Origin of the sequence: Vreelandella sedimenti (assembly GCF_013416325.1) — a bacterium.
GTDB lineage: Bacteria > Pseudomonadota > Gammaproteobacteria > Pseudomonadales > Halomonadaceae > Vreelandella > Vreelandella sedimenti.
Window position 1 is genome coordinate 115,503 of record NZ_JACCGK010000006.1, and the last position, 22,836, is coordinate 138,338.

General features: G+C 56.4%; 21 protein-coding genes. 14 read left to right on the plus strand and 7 right to left on the minus strand.

The annotated features are described in order from the left end of the window. The first annotated feature begins 69 nt into the window (after positions 1–69). From HZU72_RS08255 to apaG, 5 genes are all read left to right on the plus strand, one after another. A complete protein-coding gene (locus tag HZU72_RS08255; RefSeq protein WP_180091352.1) occupies positions 70–2,520 on the plus strand; it encodes an LPS-assembly protein LptD in 2,451 nt (816 codons plus the stop codon). A gap of 39 nt (positions 2,521–2,559) precedes the next feature. Beyond that, positions 2,560–3,585, plus strand: a complete 1,026-nt coding sequence (locus HZU72_RS08260; protein WP_180091353.1) for a peptidylprolyl isomerase — start codon at positions 2,560–2,562, stop codon at positions 3,583–3,585. Continuing rightward, the gene (gene pdxA / locus HZU72_RS08265; protein WP_180091354.1) at positions 3,585–4,652 is read left to right on the plus strand and encodes a 4-hydroxythreonine-4-phosphate dehydrogenase PdxA; all 1,068 of its coding nucleotides are present in this window, start codon (positions 3,585–3,587) and stop codon (positions 4,650–4,652) included. Before HZU72_RS08260 ends, pdxA begins: the two co-directional genes overlap by 1 nt. 236 nt (positions 4,653–4,888) lie before the next feature. Beyond that, positions 4,889–5,716 (plus strand): 16S rRNA (adenine(1518)-N(6)/adenine(1519)-N(6))-dimethyltransferase RsmA, encoded by an 828-nt coding sequence (gene rsmA / locus HZU72_RS08270; protein ID WP_180091355.1) that lies wholly within the window; start codon positions 4,889–4,891, stop codon positions 5,714–5,716. Then, on the plus strand, positions 5,713–6,090 hold the full coding sequence (gene apaG, locus HZU72_RS08275) for a Co2+/Mg2+ efflux facilitator ApaG/CorD (RefSeq protein WP_180091356.1): 378 nt from the start codon (positions 5,713–5,715) through the stop codon (positions 6,088–6,090). The genes rsmA and apaG overlap by 4 nt, the downstream gene beginning before the upstream one ends. On the opposite strand, the gene HZU72_RS08280 is transcribed toward apaG, so the two are convergent. Continuing rightward, positions 6,059–7,537 carry an FAD-dependent oxidoreductase gene (locus HZU72_RS08280; protein WP_180091357.1) on the minus strand — a complete coding sequence of 493 codons (1,479 nt, stop codon included), beginning with the start codon at positions 7,535–7,537 and terminating at the stop codon, positions 6,059–6,061. The two genes, apaG and HZU72_RS08280, sit on opposite strands and share 32 nt — an antisense overlap. After that, positions 7,537–7,716, minus strand: coding sequence for a hypothetical protein (locus HZU72_RS08285; RefSeq protein WP_180091358.1), 180 nt, complete (start codon positions 7,714–7,716; stop codon positions 7,537–7,539). Before HZU72_RS08285 ends, HZU72_RS08280 begins: the two co-directional genes overlap by 1 nt. A gap of 251 nt (positions 7,717–7,967) precedes the next feature. On the opposite strand from HZU72_RS08285, the gene HZU72_RS08290 reads away from it, so the two are divergent. Both HZU72_RS08290 and HZU72_RS08295 read left to right on the plus strand, forming a co-directional pair. Beyond that, positions 7,968–8,789: a symmetrical bis(5'-nucleosyl)-tetraphosphatase gene (locus tag HZU72_RS08290; RefSeq protein ID WP_180091359.1), complete on the plus strand. Its 822-nt coding sequence runs from the start codon at positions 7,968–7,970 to the stop codon at positions 8,787–8,789. After that, the gene (locus tag HZU72_RS08295) at positions 8,786–9,940 is read left to right on the plus strand and encodes a tRNA nucleotidyltransferase/poly(A) polymerase-related protein (protein WP_180091360.1); all 1,155 of its coding nucleotides are present in this window, start codon (positions 8,786–8,788) and stop codon (positions 9,938–9,940) included. The genes HZU72_RS08290 and HZU72_RS08295 overlap by 4 nt, the downstream gene beginning before the upstream one ends. Positions 9,941–9,944: 4 nt before the next feature. On the opposite strand, the gene folK is transcribed toward HZU72_RS08295, so the two are convergent. Together folK and folB are read right to left on the minus strand one after the other, a co-directional pair. Next, on the minus strand, positions 9,945–10,493 hold the full coding sequence (gene folK, locus HZU72_RS08300) for a 2-amino-4-hydroxy-6-hydroxymethyldihydropteridine diphosphokinase (RefSeq protein ID WP_180091361.1): 549 nt from the start codon (positions 10,491–10,493) through the stop codon (positions 9,945–9,947). Next, positions 10,490–10,870: a dihydroneopterin aldolase gene (folB, locus tag HZU72_RS08305; RefSeq protein WP_041158827.1), complete on the minus strand. Its 381-nt coding sequence runs from the start codon at positions 10,868–10,870 to the stop codon at positions 10,490–10,492. The genes folK and folB overlap by 4 nt, the downstream gene beginning before the upstream one ends. Before the next feature lie 103 nt (positions 10,871–10,973). On the opposite strand from folB, the gene plsY reads away from it, so the two are divergent. Beyond that, a complete protein-coding gene (gene plsY, locus HZU72_RS08310; protein WP_180091362.1) occupies positions 10,974–11,546 on the plus strand; it encodes a glycerol-3-phosphate 1-O-acyltransferase PlsY in 573 nt (190 codons plus the stop codon). On the opposite strand, the gene tsaD is transcribed toward plsY, so the two are convergent. Next, positions 11,543–12,592: a tRNA (adenosine(37)-N6)-threonylcarbamoyltransferase complex transferase subunit TsaD gene (tsaD, locus tag HZU72_RS08315; protein WP_180091363.1), complete on the minus strand. Its 1,050-nt coding sequence runs from the start codon at positions 12,590–12,592 to the stop codon at positions 11,543–11,545. The two genes, plsY and tsaD, sit on opposite strands and share 4 nt — an antisense overlap. Before the next feature lie 223 nt (positions 12,593–12,815). Between tsaD and rpsU the strand changes: the two genes are divergently transcribed. From rpsU to rpoD, 3 genes are all read left to right on the plus strand, one after another. Beyond that, complete coding sequence (rpsU, locus tag HZU72_RS08320; RefSeq protein WP_008956349.1) at positions 12,816–13,031, plus strand: 30S ribosomal protein S21; 216 nt, start codon at positions 12,816–12,818, stop codon at positions 13,029–13,031. Positions 13,032–13,300: 269 nt separating this feature from the next. After that, on the plus strand, positions 13,301–15,169 hold the full coding sequence (gene dnaG / locus HZU72_RS08325; RefSeq protein ID WP_180091364.1) for a DNA primase: 1,869 nt from the start codon (positions 13,301–13,303) through the stop codon (positions 15,167–15,169). 226 nt (positions 15,170–15,395) lie between these two features. After that, on the plus strand, positions 15,396–17,246 hold the full coding sequence (gene rpoD / locus HZU72_RS08330) for an RNA polymerase sigma factor RpoD (RefSeq protein ID WP_027958016.1): 1,851 nt from the start codon (positions 15,396–15,398) through the stop codon (positions 17,244–17,246). 185 nt (positions 17,247–17,431) lie between these two features. Here the strand turns inward: rpoD and HZU72_RS08335 are convergent, their stop codons facing one another. Then, on the minus strand, positions 17,432–18,079 hold the full coding sequence (locus HZU72_RS08335) for a hypothetical protein (RefSeq protein WP_180091365.1): 648 nt from the start codon (positions 18,077–18,079) through the stop codon (positions 17,432–17,434). Positions 18,080–18,267: 188 nt separating this feature from the next. Between HZU72_RS08335 and HZU72_RS08340 the strand changes: the two genes are divergently transcribed. Next, positions 18,268–19,635 (plus strand): L-serine ammonia-lyase, encoded by a 1,368-nt coding sequence (locus HZU72_RS08340; protein ID WP_180091366.1) that lies wholly within the window; start codon positions 18,268–18,270, stop codon positions 19,633–19,635. Positions 19,636–19,645: 10 nt separating this feature from the next. On the opposite strand, the gene HZU72_RS08345 is transcribed toward HZU72_RS08340, so the two are convergent. After that, on the minus strand, positions 19,646–20,542 hold the full coding sequence (locus tag HZU72_RS08345; protein ID WP_180091367.1) for a LysR family transcriptional regulator: 897 nt from the start codon (positions 20,540–20,542) through the stop codon (positions 19,646–19,648). 130 nt (positions 20,543–20,672) lie between these two features. Between HZU72_RS08345 and HZU72_RS08350 the strand changes: the two genes are divergently transcribed. Both HZU72_RS08350 and HZU72_RS08355 read left to right on the plus strand, forming a co-directional pair. After that, positions 20,673–21,656 carry an MBL fold metallo-hydrolase gene (locus HZU72_RS08350; RefSeq protein ID WP_180091368.1) on the plus strand — a complete coding sequence of 328 codons (984 nt, stop codon included), beginning with the start codon at positions 20,673–20,675 and terminating at the stop codon, positions 21,654–21,656. Positions 21,657–21,701: 45 nt separating this feature from the next. Beyond that, on the plus strand, positions 21,702–22,811 hold the full coding sequence (locus tag HZU72_RS08355) for an S-(hydroxymethyl)glutathione dehydrogenase/class III alcohol dehydrogenase (RefSeq protein ID WP_180091369.1): 1,110 nt from the start codon (positions 21,702–21,704) through the stop codon (positions 22,809–22,811). Positions 22,812–22,836: the final 25 nt, after the last annotated feature.

Here is a 22,836-nt window from a genome sequence, read left to right on the forward strand (position 1 = left end):
CAAGCTCCTTGCTGGTCGGGCATCATGCGGGCTGTATAATACCGATTCTGGATGCCAAGGATAACGAACATGGGCAAGCGATTTTCGCGCACGTTGCCGGTTGCGCATACGCTGATGGGCAGTTTGCTTGCTGGCGCCTCGTTTACAGCGGTGGCTCAGGGTCAAACCATGTCCGCTGAAGCGCTGGATTGGCAACCCTGGGGAGAAGAGGAAGCGGCTAACCAACTGTGCCGGGGCCGCTATGTAATGCCCAGCTACCGTTTGCCAGCGGAAGATAACCCGGAAACCGTCTCGTTGGAGGCCCGGGAAGTCGATTACGCTGCCGATGGCGAGGCATTGCTACGCGGTGATGTGGTACTGCGTCGCGGCAATGAAGAAGTTGAAGCGGAGCGTATCTTTTTACCCGCCGACCGTCAGCAGGTCGATGCAGAAGGTAATATCGCCATCCGCGATGGGCGCGCTTTGGTGCGTGGCGAACAGGCGATGCTCAGGCTAAACGAAGATCGGGCCACCCTGGGTGACAGCCACTATGTGCTCTACGAGCAGCATCTGCGCGGTCAGGCTAGTCAGCTAGAGCAGACCGGGGAGGGCGAATACCGCCTGCAAGACGCAAGCTTCACCACCTGTGACCCAGGCACTAATAGCTGGCAACTGGTCAGCAGCGATATTCGCTTGAACCAGGCCGAAGGCTTTGGTACTGCGCGTCACGCCCGTTTACAGGTAAAGGATGTGCCAGTATTTTACTGGCCATGGCTGCGTTTCCCCATCGATGACCGCCGCCATACCGGGCTGCTTTCCCCATCAATTGGCTTCTCATCGGACGGCTTTGATTACGCCCAGCCGTTTTATTGGAATATCGCCGCTAATCACGATGCCACCATCACGCCGCGCTGGATGAGCGACCACGGGCTGTTGATGAACGGTGAGTACCGCTACCTGTTTGAGGAGAGCTCGGGCATCGTTGAAGGCGGCTATTTAAACAGTGATGACGGTGGCTCTGGGGGCGGAGAAAATCGCTTTGAGGGTGATGATCGCTGGTATGTGGATGCCCGCCATGCCGGGCGGGTAAACGAGCGCAGTAATTATCGGCTGCGCTACGGGGCGGCCAGTGACGGACGCTATTTCGATGACTTCGGCGGTGAGTTTGGCGAGAGTGATCGCGCCAGTATGGAGCGTTTGGCTCAGGTCGATTACCGCGGCCAGCGCTGGCAGTTGGATGCCCGCGCCCAGGGTTTTCAGCGCTTGGAAGACCCACTTAGCGATAGCGATAAACCTTTTTATCAACTGCCGAGTCTGAGCGCGAATGCCAACTGGCAGTTCGACAATGGCCTATACACCCAGTGGCGGTCGAACGCGACCTATTTTTGGCGCGACGTGGATGAGCGCCGCGTACCGGAGCGCGAAGCGGCCACCGGTAGCCGTTTGCACCTAATGCCTGCGGTTGGCTGGCGTTTCGAGCGCCCTTGGGGCTACCTGGAGCCGCGTACCGAACTGTGGAACACTGCTTACGAACTGGATTACGGCGAGCGCGATACGCAGCGTAGCGACTCACCCAGCCGCAGTGTTGCGCTGACCTCCATCGACAGCGGGCTCGTCTTTGAGCGTGAACTTGCCTTGGGAGGGCGGGACTACCGCCAAACCCTAGAGCCGCGTCTGAACTACGCCTATGTGCCGCGTACCGATCAGAGCGAACTGCCTGACTTTGATAGTCGCGAACGCGCTTTCTCATGGGATCAGCTTTGGTCAGCCCAGCGCTTTTCCGGCACTGACCGCGTTGGCGATCTCAACCGGCTCTCTTACGGCGTGCAGTCGCGCTTATTGGAAGACGCCTCCGGTCGTGACCGGCTCTCGTTTGGGGTAGGTCAGAGCGTTTACTTTGATGACCGCCGCATCGATAGCGAGGGCGATGCCGATACGCTGCCGGATCGGCCGGAAGATAACCCAAGCGTCAATCCGGAAAGCCGCTATCAGGCCACCCGTGATCGTTCGCCGCTGGTTACCCGCCTTGACTGGGAGATCAATGATCGCTGGAGCAGCGGAGCAGAATGGCTCTACGATGACCACCGGGAACGCACCGAACGATCAAGTGTTGATGTTGGTTACCGGCATCCCGAAGGGCACGTAGTGAACCTTGGCTACCGTTGGGAGATCGAAGGATTCGACCCAGGTGTATTGCCGGGCGATGATGGCTTCCGCGACTATAACCGCGAAGAGTGGGATCTCTCATTTGCCTGGAAAGCCAGTACCAACATTGATTTGATTGGCCGCTACCTGCACGATCAAACCAATGAACGCTCACTGGAGCAATTGGCAGGCGTGCAGTGGAACAACTGCTGTTACGGTCTGCAGTTGGTGTGGCGCGAATGGGTAGATGACAATGACACCGCACCCATTGATGATGACTTTAATGATCGCGGGCTATTTTTACGCTTCGTATTCCGTGGCTTAGGCGGCGTTGGTCAGGATGCGGATAGCTATTTTGAACAGACCATTCCTGGCTATCGTCCGACTGCCCTGTAAATGACTTCCATAGAATGGCTAATGAAAGAGACGTTTGTTATGAAAATGAGAAAGCCCCTGCTAGGCCGTATGAAACAGCTATCTGCTGGTAGCCTGCTCGCTTTGTGTGTAGGCGCAGGCCTTGCATTGGCCCCGCTAGCCCTTCAGGCGCAGAACTTCCAGTCCACTCAGCGCCAAGTGCTGGACAGCGTCGTGGCCGTGGTCAATAACGATGTAATTATGCGCAGCGAACTAGACGATCGTATGGCGAAAGTCGAGCAGCAGGCCCAGGCCCAGGGCGGTAACCTTCCCCCGCGCTCCCAGTTGGAGCGGCAGGTGCTTGAGCGCATGGTGATGGAAGAGATTCAACTGCAAATGGCGAAAGATGCCAATTTAAGCATTGATGATACCGAACTCAATGGGCAGGTGCGCTCGATTGCCGAATCCAACGGCATGACGCTTGATGGGTTTGCCGATGCCGTGGAAGCTGATGGTATGACGCTGGCCAGCGTGCGCGAAGATATTCGCCGCGAAATGCTGATGCGCCAGGTGCAGCAGCGTCAAATTAGCAATCGCGTATCGGTTAGCGACCGTGACGTTGAACGCTTTTTAGACCAGCAGCCAAGCCAGTCCGGTGAGCAGAACTTTATTGAAGAGACCCGTGCCCGCCACGTGCTGATTACGCTGACCCCGAACCGCGATGAAAACCAGGCCCGTTCACGAGCGGAAGAGGTGCGCCAGCGGCTGATGCAAGGCGAAGATTTTGCCTCGGTGGCACGTGAGTATAGCGATGATAGCGGTACTGCCCTCAACGGCGGTGAGCTGGGCTGGGTTCGCCCAGGGCAAACTGTACCCGCCTTTGAAGAAGCGATGCGCGAACTGGATGTTAACCAGGTATCTCAGCCGGTGCGCTCTCAGTTTGGCTACCACGTCATTGAAGTAGAAGAACGTCGTCGTCAAAACGTTACCCAAGAGAGCCAGCGTGAGCAGGTGCGCCAAGCGATCTTCCAGCGCCGTGCGAACGAAGAGCTAGAGACCTGGCAGCAAGAGGTGCGCTCTCAGGCCTTTGTTGATATTCGACTCTAATGGTAGTGGGCACTTTATCTTCCGATAGCGAGCTGCCGGTAGTGGTGACCACCGGCGAGCCGTCGGGCATTGGCCCCGAGTTAATGCTGATGTTAGCGGCCCAGGGCATCCTCCCCGCTGGAACCGTAGCGATTGGCGACCCGGATATGTTGCGCCAGCGTGCAGCAGCGCTGGGAATAAGTGTCACGGTGATTGAGTGTTCGCCTGGCGAGTGCCCAAGTGGCGCCCATAGTTTGCCGGTCTGGCCGGTTGCTCTGAACGAACCGGCCACGCCGGGCGTTCTCAATCCGGCCAACGCTGACTATGTGCTGGCTACCTTGGCGTTGGCGGTGGATGCCTGCCAAAAAGGTCAGGCGGCCGCTATGGTTACGGCGCCACTCCATAAAGGCGTCATCATCGAAGGTGGTCACCCAGCCTTTACCGGCCACACTGAGTGGTTGCGAGATGCCTGCGGTGTCAATGAGGTGGTAATGATGCTCGCCACCGATACGGCGCTGCATGCGGCGTCACCAAGCTGGCAGGGTAGTGGCGATCTTCGTGTGGCGCTGGTGACTACCCATTTGCCGCTGCGCAATGTTGCCGACGCCATTACCTTTGAGCGGGTAACCCGTATTAGCCGACTGCTGGCGGCTGATTTGCAGCGCCAGTTTGGGATTGCCCAGCCACGTATTGCGGTATGTGGCTTAAATCCCCACGCCGGTGAAGATGGTCACCTGGGGCGCGAAGAGCTGGATATAATTATTCCTGCGCTTGATGCACTGCGCGCTGAAGGAGTGGATATACTTGGCCCCTTGCCCGCCGACACGCTGTTTACCCCCAGGCATTTGGCAGGTGTCGATGCGGTGCTGGCGATGTACCATGACCAGGGGTTAGCGGTATTAAAATACGCAGGTTTTGGTCAGGCCGCTAATATTACTTTGGGCTTGCCATTGGTACGCACTTCGGTTGACCATGGCACCGCGCTGGATCTGGCAGGCAAAGGCGTGGCAAACCCCGGCAGCCTAAACGTCGCTATCGCCCTTGCGCGCCGTTTAGCCGCAAGGCGGTTGTCTGCTGCTGAAATTTAATCCGGTGCCAGGATAGGTTGCAGCGAGGGTCTTTTTCCAGGGCCGGAAAATGTTCCTGACAATTCCGGCATTTACGCCATCCATGGCGGTCAGATGGAAAAAGTAGCGCCCAAGGACGGGTTCACAGCGCCCTCGCGGAAACCTACTCTGGTACTGATGCAAGCAGACGACCAGTTGCAACAGTACTGGCTACTACATACTCCCGATTGAATCCGCACCCCAAGGAACACCGTTTGATGTCTACTGTGCCCCAACACCGCGCTCGTAAACGCTTTGGTCAGAATTTTTTACGCGACCTCGGCATTATCTCGCGGATCGTTCGCGCTGTTGGCCCGCGCTCGACGGATCGCCTCGTCGAAATTGGCCCAGGCCAGGGAGCGCTGACCGAGCCGCTGCTGGAAGCCGCGGGGCACTTGGAAGTGATCGAGTTGGATCGCGACCTAATTCCCGGTCTGCGGGTACAGTTTTTCAACTATCCCGATTTTGTGATTCATGAAGGAGACGCACTGAAGTTCGATTTTGCCGCGCTGAAAGGCGATGGCCCCTCGCTACGCGTGGTAGGCAACCTACCCTACAACATCTCCACACCGCTGATAATACATCTGCTGGCTGCAGGAAGTGCCATAGAAGACATGCACTTTATGCTGCAAAAAGAGGTGGTTGAGCGCTTAGCCGCAGAGCCCGGTGGCGCTGATTGGGGACGTCTATCTGTTATGGCTCAGTACTACTGCCAGGTCGAACAGCTGTTTATTGTGCCGCCGGAAGCCTTTGTGCCACGACCCAAAGTCGACTCTGCCATTGTGCGCTTAACCCCCCATGAAACGCTGCCTCATACGGCGGATGATCCAGAGATGCTGTTTCAGCTGGTGAAACTCGCCTTTGGCCAGCGGCGCAAAACGCTGCGCAATAACTTCAAAGGGCGGGTGAGTGCCGACACTCTGGAAGACCTGGGCATTGACCCCATCCGCCGTCCGCAAACGTTGACCGTGGCGGAGTACGTGGCGATTGCTAACCGTGTTGCCGCCGATGAGCAGGCAAGCGGTGAGCGGGGCAGCCAAACGTGAGTAGCCTAGCAATCAAAGTCAGCGTCGTCCCTAGCTACCGCGCTGACGAGTCTAATGATGACGAGTCGCGCTATGTGTTTAGCTACACCGTGACTGTCCACAATCAGAGTCCCCATAGCGTTCAGCTGATGGCGCGCTACTGGAAAATCACCCAGGGTAGCGGCGACTGCCAGGAAGTGCGCGGCAAAGGGGTCGTCGGCCAACAGCCGCTGGTTGGCCCCGGTCAGAGTTTTCGTTACACCAGTCGCGCTATTCTACAAACCCCAGTGGGGGTAATGGAGGGTGCCTATACGCTGTTAGATACCTCTACTCAACGTGTTTTTGAGGTAGCCATTAGCCCCTTTAGGTTAGCCGTGCCGCTTCAGCTCCATTAGGGCCTGTTGACGTTAGCCTACTCTCTAGATGGTCGCAAAGCCGCAGGGCCAGCTGCACAAGCGTTAACGTAGGGTTGGCGTGTCCGGCGCTGGCAAAAACGCTGGAACCCGCCACGTAGAAGTTATCCTGGGCAAACAGTCGGCAATCTGGATTAACGATGCCTTGCTCGGCATTAAGGCTCATGCGCGTGCCGCCCATATGGTGACGGCCAGCCAGCTCGCCCTCGGTGGGCAGCTGTACCGGCGTATCGGCGAGCCAGTCAGCCAGTTGTAGCCTACCTACCTCATTGTCGCGCAGATACTCCCCCAATAGCAGCATGCTCTCGCGGATAGTATGACGATCCAGCTCGGACTGCTGCCACATCAATCGGCCGCGGGGTACGCCCAGCTCATCCAGCTCTTCGCTTAACTCTATGCGATTGTCAAAGCGAGGTTCTTGCTCCCAGGCAGCTCTTAGCACCGCGCCGTGTATCACCCGCCCCTGGGCCTGCCAGATACGCAGCCGTCCCGCCAGCGTGGGGGCCTGATTCGCGAGCTCGTCAATCAGTTCCTGGGTGGCTTCAGCGCTCATGCGGTGCAAGCGCAGTCCACAATTCAGTATTTGGCGTGAGCTAACGGATTGAGCGGTGGGGGAGAGGAACACGTTATAATCCTCGTCCAGGCCCAGGGCCGCTGGCTCAAAAATTAGCGCCTGACCCACCGTGGCGTGGGGATGCTCCATCCAGTAGCGCCCTAGGGTGTTAGCTTGAGGTATAAGCTGGCCATTTAACTGCTGGTTGCACCATAACAGCAGGCGCGAGTTTTCGATGCCGCCACAGGCCAGCACAAAGTAGCGCGCCTGAACCTTGCGGTAATCGCCTTGGTAGTTTTTGAAAGTAGCGCCGGTGACTTTGCCCTCCTGGCTTTCCAGCGCCACCAAGTTGGCCGTTAGGCAGCACTCCAGCGTGGTCGATTCGCTTAGCGTGGTGGCATATTTCTCCTTCAGGCGCGTCGGATGGCCCAGTGAGAAATAGATGCGCTTGAGCCCAGAGTCCGTGATCGCTTGATCAGCAGGCGTAGGCGCCAAGTCGAGCACGTTAGCGGCGGCGCGGTAGTAGGGCGATAACGCATCCTGGCCAATAGGCCAGGCCGTCTCACTGGCAGCTCTTTTGGCGGTAAAGTCATAGCGATCAAGTGGCCGGCAGATGCCGCCCCAGTGGTTGGTCGACCCGCCCAAATGGCGCAGGCGTGCGCCATAGAGTGGAATATAAGGGTCGCCGATGACTTCGCCCCGGTAGCACTCCTGTGAGCGTTCGCTGTAGTCCGCATCGCCCCCTTCGCAGAGCAGTACGCGGTGCCCCCGCTCCGCCAGTGTAGCGGCCATGGAAATGCCCGCCGCACCCGCGCCGATAATGCAGACATCCACAGCATCGCTGTGTTCGTTGATATCCTCAAAAGCGATATACATCAGCGGTCATTGCTGCCCAGTAGCCAACCATTAACCGTTACCGCAGCGGGCGGTGGGTCAAGCTTGGGAGCGGCGGCTCGTGCGGCTGGAAGAAGCGTTGTGCCGGGGAGTATAAGTGCGCCAAGACCTGCCAGCGTTGCTGCTCGCAGCAGCCCGCGTCGAGAGTAATCCATTGTCATAAGCGTACCGTTTTCCTTAACAGTTGTTGCGAGGTGGCTATTCGATTGACCAACTACTCAATTGACCAACTACGCGATTGAGTGGCTAAGCTAGCGAGAGGCTTAAGAGGGTCAGAGCGTACTTTTTATAGTGATCCAGGTTTGCCTTTTTTACCAGTGTTAATCATCAACATAAACTGCCAACAACAGGCAGAGGGTGTTGGTGAAGTGGTAGTATTTAGCCCACTCATTTTATTAAAAAGGCCTCGCGCATGAGTACCTATGCGATCGGCGATCTGCATGGCTGTCACGCTGAATTTGTAGCCCTTCTTGAGAAGCTCAGCTTCAACCCCGCGCGGGATACGCTATGGCTGGTGGGCGATTTGATTAATCGTGGGCCTAGTTCATTGGAGTGTCTGCGAGAAGTGCGCACGCTGGGTAGCTCGGCACGCAGCGTATTGGGCAACCACGATTTTCATTTGCTGGTCGTGGCGCGCGGCGGCGGCAAGCTGAAAAAAAACGATACCCTGAGCGATATTCTTGGTGCGCCTGATCGCGAAGTACTGCTGGATTGGCTGCAGAGCCAACCGCTTAGCGTGTTTGAAAACAGTACGCTAATGACCCACGCTGGGCTGCCTCCCCAATGGAGCGTAGCCCAGACCGAGTCCCTGGGGCGTGAAGTGCAGGCGGCGCTTTCGAGTGAAGCATCCGGTGAGTTTTTAACCCAGCTATTTGGCAATCAGCCGGATAGCTGGCACGACGATTTAGACGGCATGGATCGGCTGCGCCTGACTGTCAATGTGCTGACTCGGATGCGCTTTATTGATGCCCAGGGCCGTTTGGACTTTGCTGCCAAGGAGGGGCTGGATAGCGCGCCAGAGGGCTTCCTGCCTTGGTTTCAATACCCGCGTGACGATGACACCCGGCTGCTCTTCGGTCACTGGGCGGCACTCAAGGGGAGCACACCCCAGGCGCGGGTACCCGTTGAGGCGCTGGATACAGGCTGTGTTTGGGGTGGTCGACTGACCGCGCTCAATCTGGACAGCGGTGAGCGAACCAGTGTAGCTAGCCTTCCGCGGGGAAAACGACAGTGAAAGAGACAGACAGTGATCCCCGCCTAGCGGGCTTGAACGTGTACAGAGTGGGCGGCGCCGTACGTGATGAGTTACTTGGCTGGCCGGTATATGACAATGACTGGGTCGTGGTGGGCGCTACGCCAGACGCCATGCGCAAGCGTGGTTTTAAGCCCGTGGGGCGCGACTTTCCGGTTTTTCTGCATCCTGAAACCGCTGAGGAGTACGCACTGGCCCGCACCGAACGCAAGTCGGGACACGGCTATGCCGGGTTCGAGGTACATGCCAGCCCCGATGTCAGCCTGGAAGAGGATCTGTTGCGGCGTGATTTAACCATTAATGCCATTGCCCAGAGTACCAAGGGCGAATTAACCGATCCATTTAATGGTCAAGGCGATATCGAACGGCGTGTGTTGCGACATATCTCTGCGGCATTTAGCGAAGACCCGCTGCGAGTACTGCGTACCGCACGTTTTCTGGCCCGCTATGCGTCACTGGGCTTTACTATTGCCCCTGAAACCCTGACGCTAATGCGTAAGGTGAGCCGCAGCGGCGAACTTGAGCACCTGGCCGCCGAGCGGGTGTGGGTCGAAACGGAAAAAGCGCTGGGTGAGCCAAGCCCAGAGGTCTATTTCACCACCCTTGAACGTTGCGACGCGCTCAACGTCTGGTGGCCAGAATTGGCGGGCGAAGTGTTAGTGAAGGGCTTGGCAGCGATGGCTCAGGTGCCAGATAGCGACATGTTCCCATTGGCTCATTGGCGCCATGCTCAGTTGGTATCGCCGCTAAGCGATGAGCAGCGCGATGCCTTATCGGAACGACTCAAATTACCCAATGCCGTTGCCCAATTAGCTCGCCATACCGCGCTTACCTATTCTTTAATAAACCATTCGCTAACAAACCATGCGCTGCCTGCCGACGCATTAGAGGGCGCCAGCGTGTTGCGGTGGCTGGAGCGTTTGGATGGTTGGCGTAAGCCAGAGCAGGTCGAGGGACAGCTGGCGTTAGTCAAGGTGCTGGCGCCTGAGCAGGTTGGCCCGCTTGAAAGCGCCTGGAAAGCTGCTCGGGAGGTAAGCCCCCAAGCACTGATAGCCGAGGGGTATCAAGGGGCGGCGCTGGGAGAGGCCTTGCGCGAGCGCCGAGAGCAGGCCGTGGAAGCTGCGCTAACCTAGCAGCTTACCGGCGTGCCGCCGCCAGCAGGGGCTGTTCGTCAGCTTGGGAGATCCAGCGGCCGCGCCAGCTGAAATCCACCGCCCAGAGGCGTTGGCTGCCTAACTCGAAGGCACTCCATAGCGCGGCATAGGGCGTGCCACAGCGGGGGTGACGCTGATTGGGCAGCAGCTCAGCAAGCGGCTGTAGCACGAACGCATTATGGGTAATTTCGCTACGCGGTAAGGCGATTTCGTCAACCGTGCCGCAAAGGCTGCCCACGGTGAGCAAGTCGATATCCAGCGCGCGGGGGCTAAATTTGGCAAGACCAGGCAGGCGGCCATGCTCTATTTCCAGCTGCTTCCCCCACGCCTGAAGTTCGCCGGGTGTCCAGGCGCTGTGAAACGCCACCACCAGGTTATAGAAATTGCGGCTGTCGGCGAAACCTACCGGCTCGCTTTCAAACACACGGGAGATTTGCAGGGGGCCGAAGGTATCAGCAAGCGCATCGAGGCAGCAGCGAATATGCCGAGTAGGGTGAATATTGCTGCCTAAGCTGACGGTCACCAGGTTCATGCGCTGATCTCCTGGGTTGCCTCCGGCAGGTTGCCGCGGGTGATTTCCAGGCCGACGCTAACGGCGTTGGCAACCGCGCCCGGTTTACGTACCGTCAAGCGTAGCCAAGTGATAGGGAATTCCGTCCGTAGGCACTCAGCGAGGCGTTCGGCGAAAGTCTCTACCAGAGCGAATTGATGGGCATCGGCAAACTGCTGAATGCGCTGGCAGATAGCAGCGTAATCCAGGGTGAGGCGTAAATCGTCGGTGGCAGCCGCCGAGCGAATATCGGTCGCCAACACCAAGTCTAAGCTTAGCGACTGTTGAATCGAGCGCTCCCAGTCGTAGACACCAATCACGGTATCGACGCTTAACGCTTCAATCAAAATACGATCCATCCAGCTTCCCTCTACGGTAACAAGCGGGCGATTGTACGTTAGGATGGGGCTAAACGACAGCGGGCCGGGCTAACGAGACGGTCTACAACGCGAGTAGAGCGCCATGCTATGGATAGTGGTGGGGTATTTAAGCGGCAGTTGGCTGGCAGCGCTGAGCGTCTGCCGCTTGGCGGGCGTGGGCGACCCCCGCCAACATGGCTCATTGAATCCCGGCTTTTCCAACGTACTGCGCCTATATGGCCCCCGCTTGGCGGCAGCGACACTGCTGTTAGACGCCTTAAAAGCCATGCCTGCTGTTTTGGGTGCAAAGCTGATGGGCTGCCCGGTCTGGCTGCAGGGAGTAGTGGGGTTGGCAGTATTATTAGGTCACAGCTTTCCACTGTGGCATGGCTTTCGTGGCGGTAAAGCGGTCGCCAGTGCCTTCGGTGTGTTGTTGGTGTTGGTGCCCCAGGTGGCGCTACTGAGTGCAGCGATATGGGTACTGCTGGCGTGGCGATTAAAAACGGCGGCATTGGCTTCGTTAGTGAGCGCACTCGTGGCGCCGCTGGCCTGTGGCTGGCTAGCACCGGAGTACGTCATGGTAGTGGGTGGATTCAGCCTGTTGGTGCTGGCCCGTCACGGGCTTAATATTCGCCGACTGCGACGCGGTGAAGAGCCGCCGTTTCGTGGTTCTTAGCGTGAGGCAGGCGGTGTCAACTGATCCAGCGGCCAGCGGGGCGTCGCCTGCATGATTCCAGGGGTGTCGCACTCTCCCTCTGCCAGGCGTTGAGCACCGACATAAGCAATCATGGCGCCATTGTCAGTACAGAACCGCCCGCGTGGGTAGTAGGCGCAGGCTTGGCGTTTTTCACACTCAGCCTGCAGTCGTTCGCGCAGGCGATGGTTGGCGCTGACTCCGCCCGCCACCACTAAGCGCTTCAAGCCGGTTTGATCCAGCGCTCGACGGCACTTAATCACCAGCGTATCGACAACGGCCTCTTCAAAGGCGCGGGCAACGTCGGCGCGGGCCTGGGCGTCGAATTCGTCGGCTATATCCAGCTGGCGAATGGCCGTCATGGTGTGGGTTTTTAGGCCCGAAAAACTGAAGTCTAGCCCTGGCCGGTCGGTCATGGGGCGCGGGAAGCGAAAGCGCTTTGGGTCACCCTGTTCCGCCAGCTTGGCGACCTGAGGGCCGCCTGGGTAGGCCAGTCCGAGCATCTTGGCGGCTTTATCAAACGCTTCACCAGCCGCGTCATCCACCGATTCGCCGAGCAGTTGATAGCGACCCAGCCCCTGAACTTCTACGAGCTGGGTATGGCCGCCGGATACCAGCAGCGCCACGAAAGGGAACTCGGGTGGCTCGTCTTCCAGCATCGGTGCCAGTAAATGGCCTTCCATATGGTGTACGCCGAGCACGGGGATGTTCAAGGCGCGAGCCATTCCGTGTGCCGTACTGGCACCCACCATTAATGCGCCGACCAAGCCGGGGCCTGCGGTGTAAGTGATGCCATCCAGGTCGCCGCGCGTTAGCTTGGCGTCGCCGAGCACTTGCTCGATCAGCGGCAGCAGTTTGCGGGTGTGATCGCGAGAGGCGAGTTCGGGCACTACGCCGCCAAATTCTGCATGCATGGCGATTTGGCTATACAGCGCATCGGCAAGTAGCCCCTTGCCGCCGGTTGACGAGGTGTCGTAAAGCGCGACACCCGTTTCGTCGCAGGATGTTTCAATGCCCAGAACTCGCATAAAAAGGGACTCTCAAAGGCTATTCAAAAGATGTAAAGGTGAAAAACACAAGAGCACTAGTCTAGCATTGTCGTCCTGGGTCAGCGTAAGCATTTGCAAAGATGGCCAACGGCGACTAAACTACTGTGCGCTGTAAAACTGGGTCGTACACCGCGTTCTAAATGTAATATCGCAGTGTACGTACTATCCGAACTCAAGACTCCTTAAGGTAGGTGAGTGCTTAATGCCTTCTGTAAAAGTACGTGATAACGAGCCGTTTGACGTCGCCCTGCGTCGCTTCAAGCGTTCTTGCGAAAAAGCCGGTGTTCTTTCTGAAGTACGCCGTCGCGAGCACTATGAGAAGCCGACTGCTGAGCGTAAACGCAAAGCGGCAGCTGCCGTAAAACGCCACGCTAAGAAAGTTCAGCGTGAGCAAAAGCGTTTCGAACGGCTCTATTGATCCGTACCCGAGGGGGCCGGAGCAGTTAGCTGGTCGTCTCAAGAGGGATGCCAAGCGGCCGCCACTAGGTGGCCGTTTGTTTTTGACTGTTGTTCTTCAAAGCTATCGTTTTTCAAGGCTGTCCTTCAAGACCGTCGTTGCTAAAGAACGTCGCTGTTTATGATGATCTGATCTGGCAATGGGTCTGATGACTTTAAGCAGTGCCTTAAAAAACTGGTTTTGAAAACAGTCTCGAAAGTTAGCGCTTTGCGCGAGGATGCCCGTAGTTCATGGCAGGCCAAATTCCACAGCGTTTCATTGATGATCTGTTAGGCCGCGTTGACGTGGTCGAGGTGGTTGGTGAGCGCGTGCAGCTTAAAAAGGCTGGCCGTAACTACTCTGGGCTGTGTCCCTTCCATCAAGAGAAAACCCCATCGTTTACCGTCAGTGCTGATAAGCAGTTTTATCACTGCTTTGGCTGCGGAGCTAATGGTAATGCACTACGCTTCTTGATGGAGTACGACAAACTACCGTTTCCTGAGGCGGTAGAGCAGTTGGCCGGTCGCCTGGGTATTGAAGTGCCGCGTGAAGGCGCTGATGACCCGCGTGCCCAGCAGCGTGAAAAGAAGCGCAAAGAGGGCGTTAACCTGCTCGAACTCGCCGCCAGTTTTTATCGCGAGCGATTAAAGATGCAGGAGGGTCAGTCTGCCCAACGCTATTTGTCGGGCCGTGGGCTCTCGGACGAGGTGATCAAGACCTATGGCATTGGCTATGCCCCGGCGGGTTGGGAGGCGCTAAAACAGCACCTCAGCGAGCGCGGTATTGGTGAGCCAGTGCAGGTGGAATACGGCCTGCTGATTCACCGTGAGGATACCGGGCGTACCTACGACCGTTTTCGTGATCGGGTAATGTTCCCCATTCGCGATTTGCGCGGTCGTACGATTGCCTTTGGTGGTCGAGTGATGGGCGATGATCAGCCCAAATATCTCAACTCGCCGGAAACGCCTGTATTCCATAAAGGTCGTGAGCTTTACGGCTTGTATGAGGCGCGCCAAGCCTCGAACAAGCTTGAGCAGTTGGTCATGGTCGAAGGCTATATGGATGTGGTGGCACTGGCGCAATACGGTATTCATAATGCTGTGGCGACGCTGGGTACCGCCACCACGGAAGACCATTTGACCCGCCTGTTTCGACTGGTAAGTCGCGTAGTGTTCTGTTTCGACGGTGATCGTGCAGGGAGGCAGGCGGCTAGCCGGGCGTTGGAAACTGCACTGCCGCAAATGATAGATGGCCGTGAAGCGCGCTTTCTGTTTCTGCCCGAAGGTGATGACCCGGACACCCTGGTGCGCCGTGAAGGCACCCAGGCATTTCAGGATCGCGTGACCTGCGCCATGCCGCTGTCGGAGTTTCTATTCGAACAGGCAGCCCAAGGGCGCGACTTGAATACCGTGGAAGGACGCGAGAGGTTTGCCAGTCAGGTGCTCGAAGCATTGAACAAAGTGCCTGAAGGCATGCTCAAATCGCTATTGCTGGAGTCATTGGCAAAGCGTAGTGGGCTATCGCAAGAGCAGTTGAAAGTGCTGCTCGAAAGGCGTGCCCAGGCGTCGCAGCGATCCGTCACCCAAGGTGATGTTTCGCAAGAGCCGGCAGAGCAGTTGGAGTCCGAATCGGCCTCATCCGCCATGAATGGCGCTGTTTTGGCAGCGCCAGCCCGCTCGTCGCGCTCACGTTCTCAGGCGCTCCCCCCGGTTGGGCGTATCGTGCAGTTGTTATTGCATGAGCCCAACTTGGTGGCCACGCTCCCTGAACATTTGGAATGGTTGCCGGAAGATGACGATGCACCGCTATGCCGCGAGCTGATTGAGTTGCTCAAGGCGGGGCGCTACCGCAGTCCACAAGTGGTGTTGGCGCATTTTCAAGGCAGCCAGCAGGGGCAGGCCTTGGCGGCTTTCGCCAAGCGCGAGCTGTTGATTCCCAAAGCAGATCGGGAAGCAGAGCTGAAGGGGTTGGTTGAACACTTGCAGTACGTTCAGCGCCAGCGTTCTCCCCAAGAGGAGTACACGGCGTTGCTGGCGCAGGAACGCGCCGGACAAAAGTTAGATAAGGAGCAGCGCCAGCGTTTGGCAAGCTTGGTAATGGAGCTTGCTCAGCGCCAATGAGGCGGTGTCTTGGGCGATGGGGGTTGAATTCCTAGCGTTTCAGCACCAGATATAGGGTCAGCCACCAAACGTTGGCCTAACCGAACAAACTAACACACCTGAATTGCCGCGCAAATACGTCGAGCTGGAAAATTTCCTGCTTTTTACGCTATACTGTACGGCTTGTTGAGTTTAATCGATTCAGCGCTCCAGGTGTTTCATTCTTCTTCGTCGAGATAGGGTTTCTATGGCTGGAAATGCGCAGCAGCAGTCGCGTCTGAAGGAGTTGATCGCTCGAGGCAAGGAACAGGGTTACCTGACCTATGCCGAGGTCAACGACCATCTACCCGAGGATATCGCCGACCCGGATCAAGTGGAAGACATCATTGGCATGATCAACGACATGGGTATAAGTGTCGCTGAAGAAGCGCCAGATGAAGACACTTTGATGATGTCGGATCAATCCACGGACGAGTCCGCTGCGGAAGAGGCCGTAGCGGCCCTTGCCGCCGTGGAAAGCGATGTAGGCCGCACCACTGATCCCGTACGCATGTATATGCGTGAAATGGGCACGGTTGAGCTTTTGACCCGTGAAGGCGAAATTGAAATCGCCAAACGGATCGAAGAGGGTACCCGTGAAGTGATGTCGTCTCTGGCCTATTTGCCGGGTGCCGTCGCGTCTATTTTGGACGCCTATGACGCTACCCAGGATGAAGAAGCGCCGGGGCGTCTTTCGGATCTGTTTTCTGGTTTCATCGATCCCGATGAGGGTATCCCCGGCGTTGCCGAAGCAGAGGTGCCCGAGCCGGAGCCTGAAGCCGAGATTGACGACGACGTTGAGAGCGACGGCGACGATGAGGATGAGGATTCTACGGCCAGCGAGGGCGGTCCGGATCCCGAAGAGGCGCGTGCGCGTTTCGAGCAGATTCGCGAGCAGAACGCTTTGGTGGAAGAGGCGTTTGCCAAGCATGGCCGCGGCAGTGCTGAGTTAAAAGCCGAGCAAGCCCGCTTGGCTGTGCTTTTCTCGCCTATCAAGCTGGTGCCTAAGCACTTCGAGCGCTTGGTCGGTCAGGTGCGTATCAGCGTTGAGCAAGTGCGTGCCCAAGAGAAAGCGGTCATGCAGCTGTGCGTGAAAAAAGCCAAGGTGCCGCGTAAGACGTTTATCAAGTCGTTTCCTGGTAATGAATCGAGCAAAACATGGCTGGATGAATTCCAGGCAGCGCAGAGCAAGTACGCAGATCGCCTTGAGCCGCTGCGCGCCGATATTGCTCGTGCCCAGCGCAAGATCGCCTTCGAAGAGGATATGGTGCAGCTCTCGGTTGCCGACCTTAAAGAGGTGAATCGCAAGCTCTCGATTGGTGAGGCGAAAGCTCGCCGTGCCAAGAAAGAGATGGTTGAGGCTAACCTGCGCTTGGTGATTTCGATCGCCAAGAAGTATACCAACCGGGGTTTGCAGTTCTTGGATCTCATCCAGGAAGGCAACATCGGCTTGATGAAAGCGGTCGATAAGTTCGAATACCGCCGTGGTTATAAGTTCTCGACCTATGCCACTTGGTGGATTCGTCAGGCAATTACCCGTTCGATTGCCGACCAGGCGCGCACCATCCGTATTCCGGTGCATATGATTGAGACGATCAACAAGCTCAATCGCGTATCACGCCAGATGTTGCAGGAAATGGGCCGTGAGCCAACGCCGGAAGAACTCGGCGAGCGTTTGGAAATGCCGGAAGATAAAGTTCGCAAGGTGCTCAAAATTGCCAAAGAACCGATCTCCATGGAGACGCCGATTGGTGACGACGATGATTCACACCTGGGTGACTTTATCGAAGACGGTACCATGCTGCTGCCCATTGATATGGCTACCGGTGAAGGTCTTATCGAAGCAACGCGTAACGTGTTAGGCGGCTTGACCGCCCGCGAAGCGAAGGTGCTGCGCATGCGTTTCGGTATCGATATGAACACCGACCATACGCTGGAAGAGGTGGGCAAGCAGTTTGACGTAACCCGTGAGCGAATTCGTCAGATTGAAGCCAAAGCGCTGCGTAAGCTGCGTCACCCTAGCCGCTCCGAGCCGCTGCGTTCGTTCCTCGACGAGTGAATGTCGTAAGTAGTGAGTGGTAAATAGAAAGTCGTAAGTGGTAAATAGCAAGTGGCAAGAAGATAGTAGCCGCTAAGATCAAAAACCCCGCCGTTAAGAGAACGGCGGGGTTTTTTGTGTGGGTGATGTTGGAGGCGATCATTGCTGCGCTTAAGCGCAGCAATTGGATGCCGTAACCATATAGTTTAAATAGTTGTCTGCCGGGCTTTGTAAATGCGGCGCGCTAGTAGCAATAGCTCCAGGGTGGCGATCAGAATTAGGCTATAACCGAGTAGTTCGACGACTTCTTCAGCAACACTCTTAAAGGTTCCTGAATAGCTGTCTTCAAGAACGGCTTGCCAGAACTCTTGTCGCCCATACAGGCGCGAAAATATATAAGTGGTCAGCACGCCTGCCGTAAACAAACCAAAGGCAAAGGTATTGCTGTAATGAGTGAACTCCGCAAGAAAACGTTGGCGCTGCTTCACCACCCAAAAAAGCGATGGGAGAATAATCAGTGCAACGAGTACCTTCCAGGTATTCTCAGCCACATAGTTATCTAAAAAGTGATCCTGTTCGCGCACTAGAGAGGCGGCCACAAAGGCTAGCAGCAGCAGCATAACGGTGGGCCACACTTTAAGTACATAGCGAATGTAAATCAGCATTGCACAGCAGGTGGCCAACACCAGCGTTTGGGTAAATTCGGTAAAACCCAGCTCAGAAAAACGTACTGAGGGAAGATAAAGCGCTTCAAAATAGGCGCCTTGGGTAATCGCACCTATAAACAGTACGTACAGCACTGCACGTACTAAAATGGTTTGAAATCCGATAGGCCAGGCAGGGGGGGAAGACATACCAACATCCTTTGTGGGTAAGCAGCGTCGCTATTCGCATATTAAAACATGCATGAGTGAATGTTCATTATATCGTCACACTTATGTGCGCGCACGTCGATATTGCGGTTAATCGCTCGACGTTTGGTCTTCGACGCTGCAAAGTGTCTAATAGGCATGTAATAACAGCGTTGTGAGGCGTAATAGGCATGGCTATTAGTGTGTTTGATCTTTTCCGAATTGGCATTGGGCCCTCGAGCTCCCATACGGTGGGTCCGATGCGCGCAGCCCGTGATTTCGCCCTGGCGCTTGGCGATACCCGCGTTACCCGGTTGATGGTGAGGCTGCATGGTTCGCTTGCCGCCACCGGGGTGGGGCACGGTACTGACCAGGCGGTGATCATGGGGCTAATGGGCGAAGCGCCTGAAAGTATCGATCCGGACACGATTGCCGCGCGGTTAAAATACCTTGAAGAGGGTGAGTCGCTGGTACTTGCCAATGGCCAATCAATCGCCTTTGAAGCCCGTAATGATGTCGAGTGGGATGAGACGTGTCTGCCGTTTCATCCCAATGCCATGGTGCTGAGTGCCTATTGCGATGACGTACTGGTGGCGACCAATACGTTTTACTCCCTCGGCGGCGGTTTTTATGTCGATCAAGCGAAGGCAGATCAAGGCGAGGTTGGTGAAGATGCTACTGAACTGACTTACCCCTTCAATACGGCGGCCGAACTGCTCGCACTATGTCAGCAGCATCAACTGCGTATTAGCCAGCTCATGTTAGAAAACGAGAAGGCCTGGCGTAGCGAATCGGCCATTCGTGAAGAGCTGCTGGCCATTTGGCATGCCATGAGCGATAGCATTGAGAATGGCCTACGCGCGACAGGCCATTTGCCCGGTGGATTAAATGTACGCCGCCGTGCGCAGTTGCTCCACCAGCAGTTGCTTCATCCACCGGAAAATCAGCGTTTGATTGTGTCGAGTTTTACCGTAATGGATTGGGTTAACGTGTTTGCGTTGGCAGTGAATGAAGAGAACGCCGCCGGGCGGCGGATGGTCACTGCGCCGACCAACGGCGCAGCGGGCATCGTGCCCGCCGTATTAGCGTATTACTTGAAGTTTGAACCCGACGCTAGCGAAGCTGATGTGGTGGATTTTCTGCTTACCGCCGCAGCAGTAGGCATTTTATGTAAAAAGAACGCCTCCATTTCCGGTGCCGAAGTAGGCTGTCAGGGTGAAGTGGGCTCCGCTTGCGCTATGGCGGCCGCAGGGCTTGCCGAAGTGCTAGGCGGCTCACCTGGGCAGGTGGAAAATGCCGCTGAGATCGGCTTGGAACATAACCTCGGTTTGACCTGCGACCCGGTCGGCGGGCTTGTCCAAGTGCCCTGCATCGAGCGCAATGCGATCGCCTCCGTCAAAGCTATAAACGCTGCAAGAATGGCGCTGCACGGCGATGGCGAGCACTTTATATCGCTGGATAAAGTGATCCGTACCATGCGCGATACTGGCCGTGACATGCAGGATAAGTATAAAGAGACCTCCAAGGGCGGGCTCGCTGTCAATGCCATCGAGTGCTAGCCATCAAGTGCTAGGCCAGCGGATTGGGAGGCAGTAAGCTGTCAATATTGGCGACTAGGTAGTCGACCAACTGGCGGATTTTGGGTGACAGGTGACGGTGGCGAGGGTATACCGCCCAGACAGCGGTATCGTGGTGCTGAAAAGGCTCAAGCACGGCCACCAGCTCACCGCTAGCCAAGTAGGGCGCTACATAATAGTCGGGCAGTTGTGCTAGGCCAAGCCCCTTGCGTGCTGCGTCTAGCAGCGCCGGTCCAGAGTTGCCCGTCCAGCATCCCTCGACACGTGCCTCGCGTCGTTGTCCGTTGACTTCAAACAGCCAGTTGGGCCGTGATCCAATCAAGCAGCGGTGCTGGCTAAGTTCCGCCAAGGTGTGTGGACGTGGCGCTTGGCGAAAATAGCCCTGTGAGCCGACGATATACTCGCGGCGGTCGCATAACCGTCTGGCGATCAGGCTGGAATCCTTTAATACCCCCATCCGTATGGCAATATCGTAGCCCTCTTCAATTAGCTCCACCGGTCGGTTAGTGAAGTGCATGTGGACATCCAACTGCGGATGCAAACACTGAAAGTCATTAACCAGCGGTGCGATAAAGCGCTCGCCGAAGGTAGTGGCTGAGGTGAGCTTAAGCAGCCCATTGGGGGTAGCCTGAAGTTCGCTAAGCGCCTGCTCTGCATCGCGCAGCCCATCAAATAGATGGCGGCAGTGTTCCACGTAGGTAGTGCCCGCATCGGTTAAGCGGATCTGGCGGGTGGTACGATAGAGCAATTGTACGCCCAGCTGGTTTTCGAGTTGACTGACCAAACGGCTAATATGCGAGGTCGATACCTTTAGGTGGCGGGCCGCAGCAGAGAACGTGCCTAAACGCACCACCTCAACAAAGGCTTCGATACGGCTCCAGTGCTGCATGCTAACTCCCTGGGTTGATAGCGATTGTTGCTGTATGGCAATAATCTTATGAGTGTATCCCGGTTTATCAAGAGCGCCTAGCTGGCCTACACTGCCAGCATCGCTAGCCTATGAATGGAGCCTTTTGCTTATGTCTATATCTTTATCTCAGTGGTCTCGCGGGGCGCTAGCAGTGGCCGTGAGCGCTGGCTGGGCAGTTAGTGCTCAGGCAGAGCTACCCACCCAGCAGCAGGAGCAGGCGCCAGGCTGGTTTCGCATGATGGTTGGGGAATATGAGGTAACCGCGCTGTACGATGGCCATACGGCTATTGATACCTCCTTGTTAAAAGGCATGGAGCAAGAAGAGATTCTCCGCCACTTGGATGCGCTATTTATCGATGCAGAGAGTGGCATGCAAACTGCGGTTAATGCCTTTCTTATTCACACTGGCGAGAACCTTGTGCTGGTCGATGCCGGCTCGGCTGCCTGCTTTGGCCCCTCATTAGGTCAGGTGGAGAGTAACCTGCGCGCTTCTGGCTACTCGCCGGAGGATGTCGACACGGTGTTGATGACTCACCTGCATCCTGACCACGTGTGTGGTTTGGCCAATGAGGAGGGCGAAGCGGTTTATCCCAATGCTGAACTGCGTGCCAGCCAAGCTGATGCCGATTTTTGGCTGGATGAGGAGCGTGCAGCAGCGGCCCCCGAATCTGCCCAACCCTTTTTTACCATGGCCCAGGATTCGGTAGCGCCTTATCAGGAAGCTGATCGTTTCAACCCCTTCACGGCTGGTGATGAAGTTTTGATGGGCATTGTTGCCCAAGATACCCATGGCCACACCGCTGGGCACTCAAGCTTTATGCTCAACAGCGATGATGACGCCATGCTGGTATGGGGGGACGTAGTACACAGCTACGGCGTTCAATTTGCTGACCCCACTGTCGCCATCGAGTTTGACTCTGACCCCGAGCAAGCCGTCCGTACGCGGCAGAGCGTGCTCGAAAGCGCGGTTGAAGATAAGCACTGGGTAGCCGGTGCCCATATGCCATTTCCTGGCATTGGTCATATCGTAAAAGATGAAGAAGGCTATCGCTGGCTGCCGATTGAATTTGGCCCAGTCACAGTTGACGAGTAACGGCTTAGTTTCTGTTGTTGAAGTAATGAACATTTAGGAGTCAATATGAAATCACGCGCAGCTGTAGCCCTGGAAGCGGGTAAGCCGCTTGAACTGGTTGAGATCGATGTTGAAGGCCCGAAGGCGGGGGAAGTGTTGGTTAAGATGGCTGCGACAAGCGTTTGCCATACCGATGCTTATACGCTCTCCGGTGCTGATCCCGAAGGTAACTTCCCAGCGGTGCTGGGCCATGAAGGTGCTGGCGTTGTTCAGGAAGTCGGCGAGGGCGTTACCAGCCTTAAGCCGGGCGACCATGTCATCCCGCTTTACACCGCCGAGTGCGGCAAGTGTAAATTCTGTCTGTCGGGTAAAACCAACCTGTGTGGCAGTGTGCGTGCTACCCAAGGTAAAGGGGTCATGCCCGACGGTACCTCACGTTTCTCACTCGATGGGAAGATGCTTCATCACTATATGGGCACCTCCACGTTCAGCGAGTACACCGTGTTGCCTGAAGTCTCTCTGGCAGTGGTTTCTAAGGAAGCGCCCATGGATAAAATCTGCCTACTGGGCTGCGGTGTGACTACCGGCATCGGTGCAGTGCTGAATACCGCAAAAGTAGAGCCGGGCGCTACGGTGGCGGTGTTTGGTCTCGGAGCAATCGGTTTGGCCGTCATTCAAGGCGCGGTAATGGCCAAGGTGGGGCGTATTATTGCTATCGACGTCAACGCCGATAAATTTGAGCTGGCCAAGCAATTTGGCGCCACTGATTTTGTGAACCCCAAAGAGTACTCAGATCCAATCCAGCAGGTCATTGTCGATTTGACCGATGGAGGCGTTGACTACTCCTTTGAGTGTATCGGCAACGTCAATGTGATGCGCTCGGCGCTGGAGTGCTGCCACAAGGGCTGGGGTGAATCGATTATCATTGGTGTCGCTGGAGCCGGTGAAGAGATCTCCACACGGCCATTTCAATTAGTCACTGGGCGGGTCTGGAAAGGCTCCGCCTTTGGTGGCGTAAAAGGACGCAGCGAGCTGCCGGGCTACGTTGATCGTTATATGAACGGCGAAATCAATATCGACGATTTCATTACCCACGATATGCCGTTCGAAAAGATCAACGAAGCGTTTGAGTTACTGCACGCGGGAAAGAGCATTCGTACCGTGCTGCATTACTAGGCCCAGCATTAGTAAGTAGTATAGA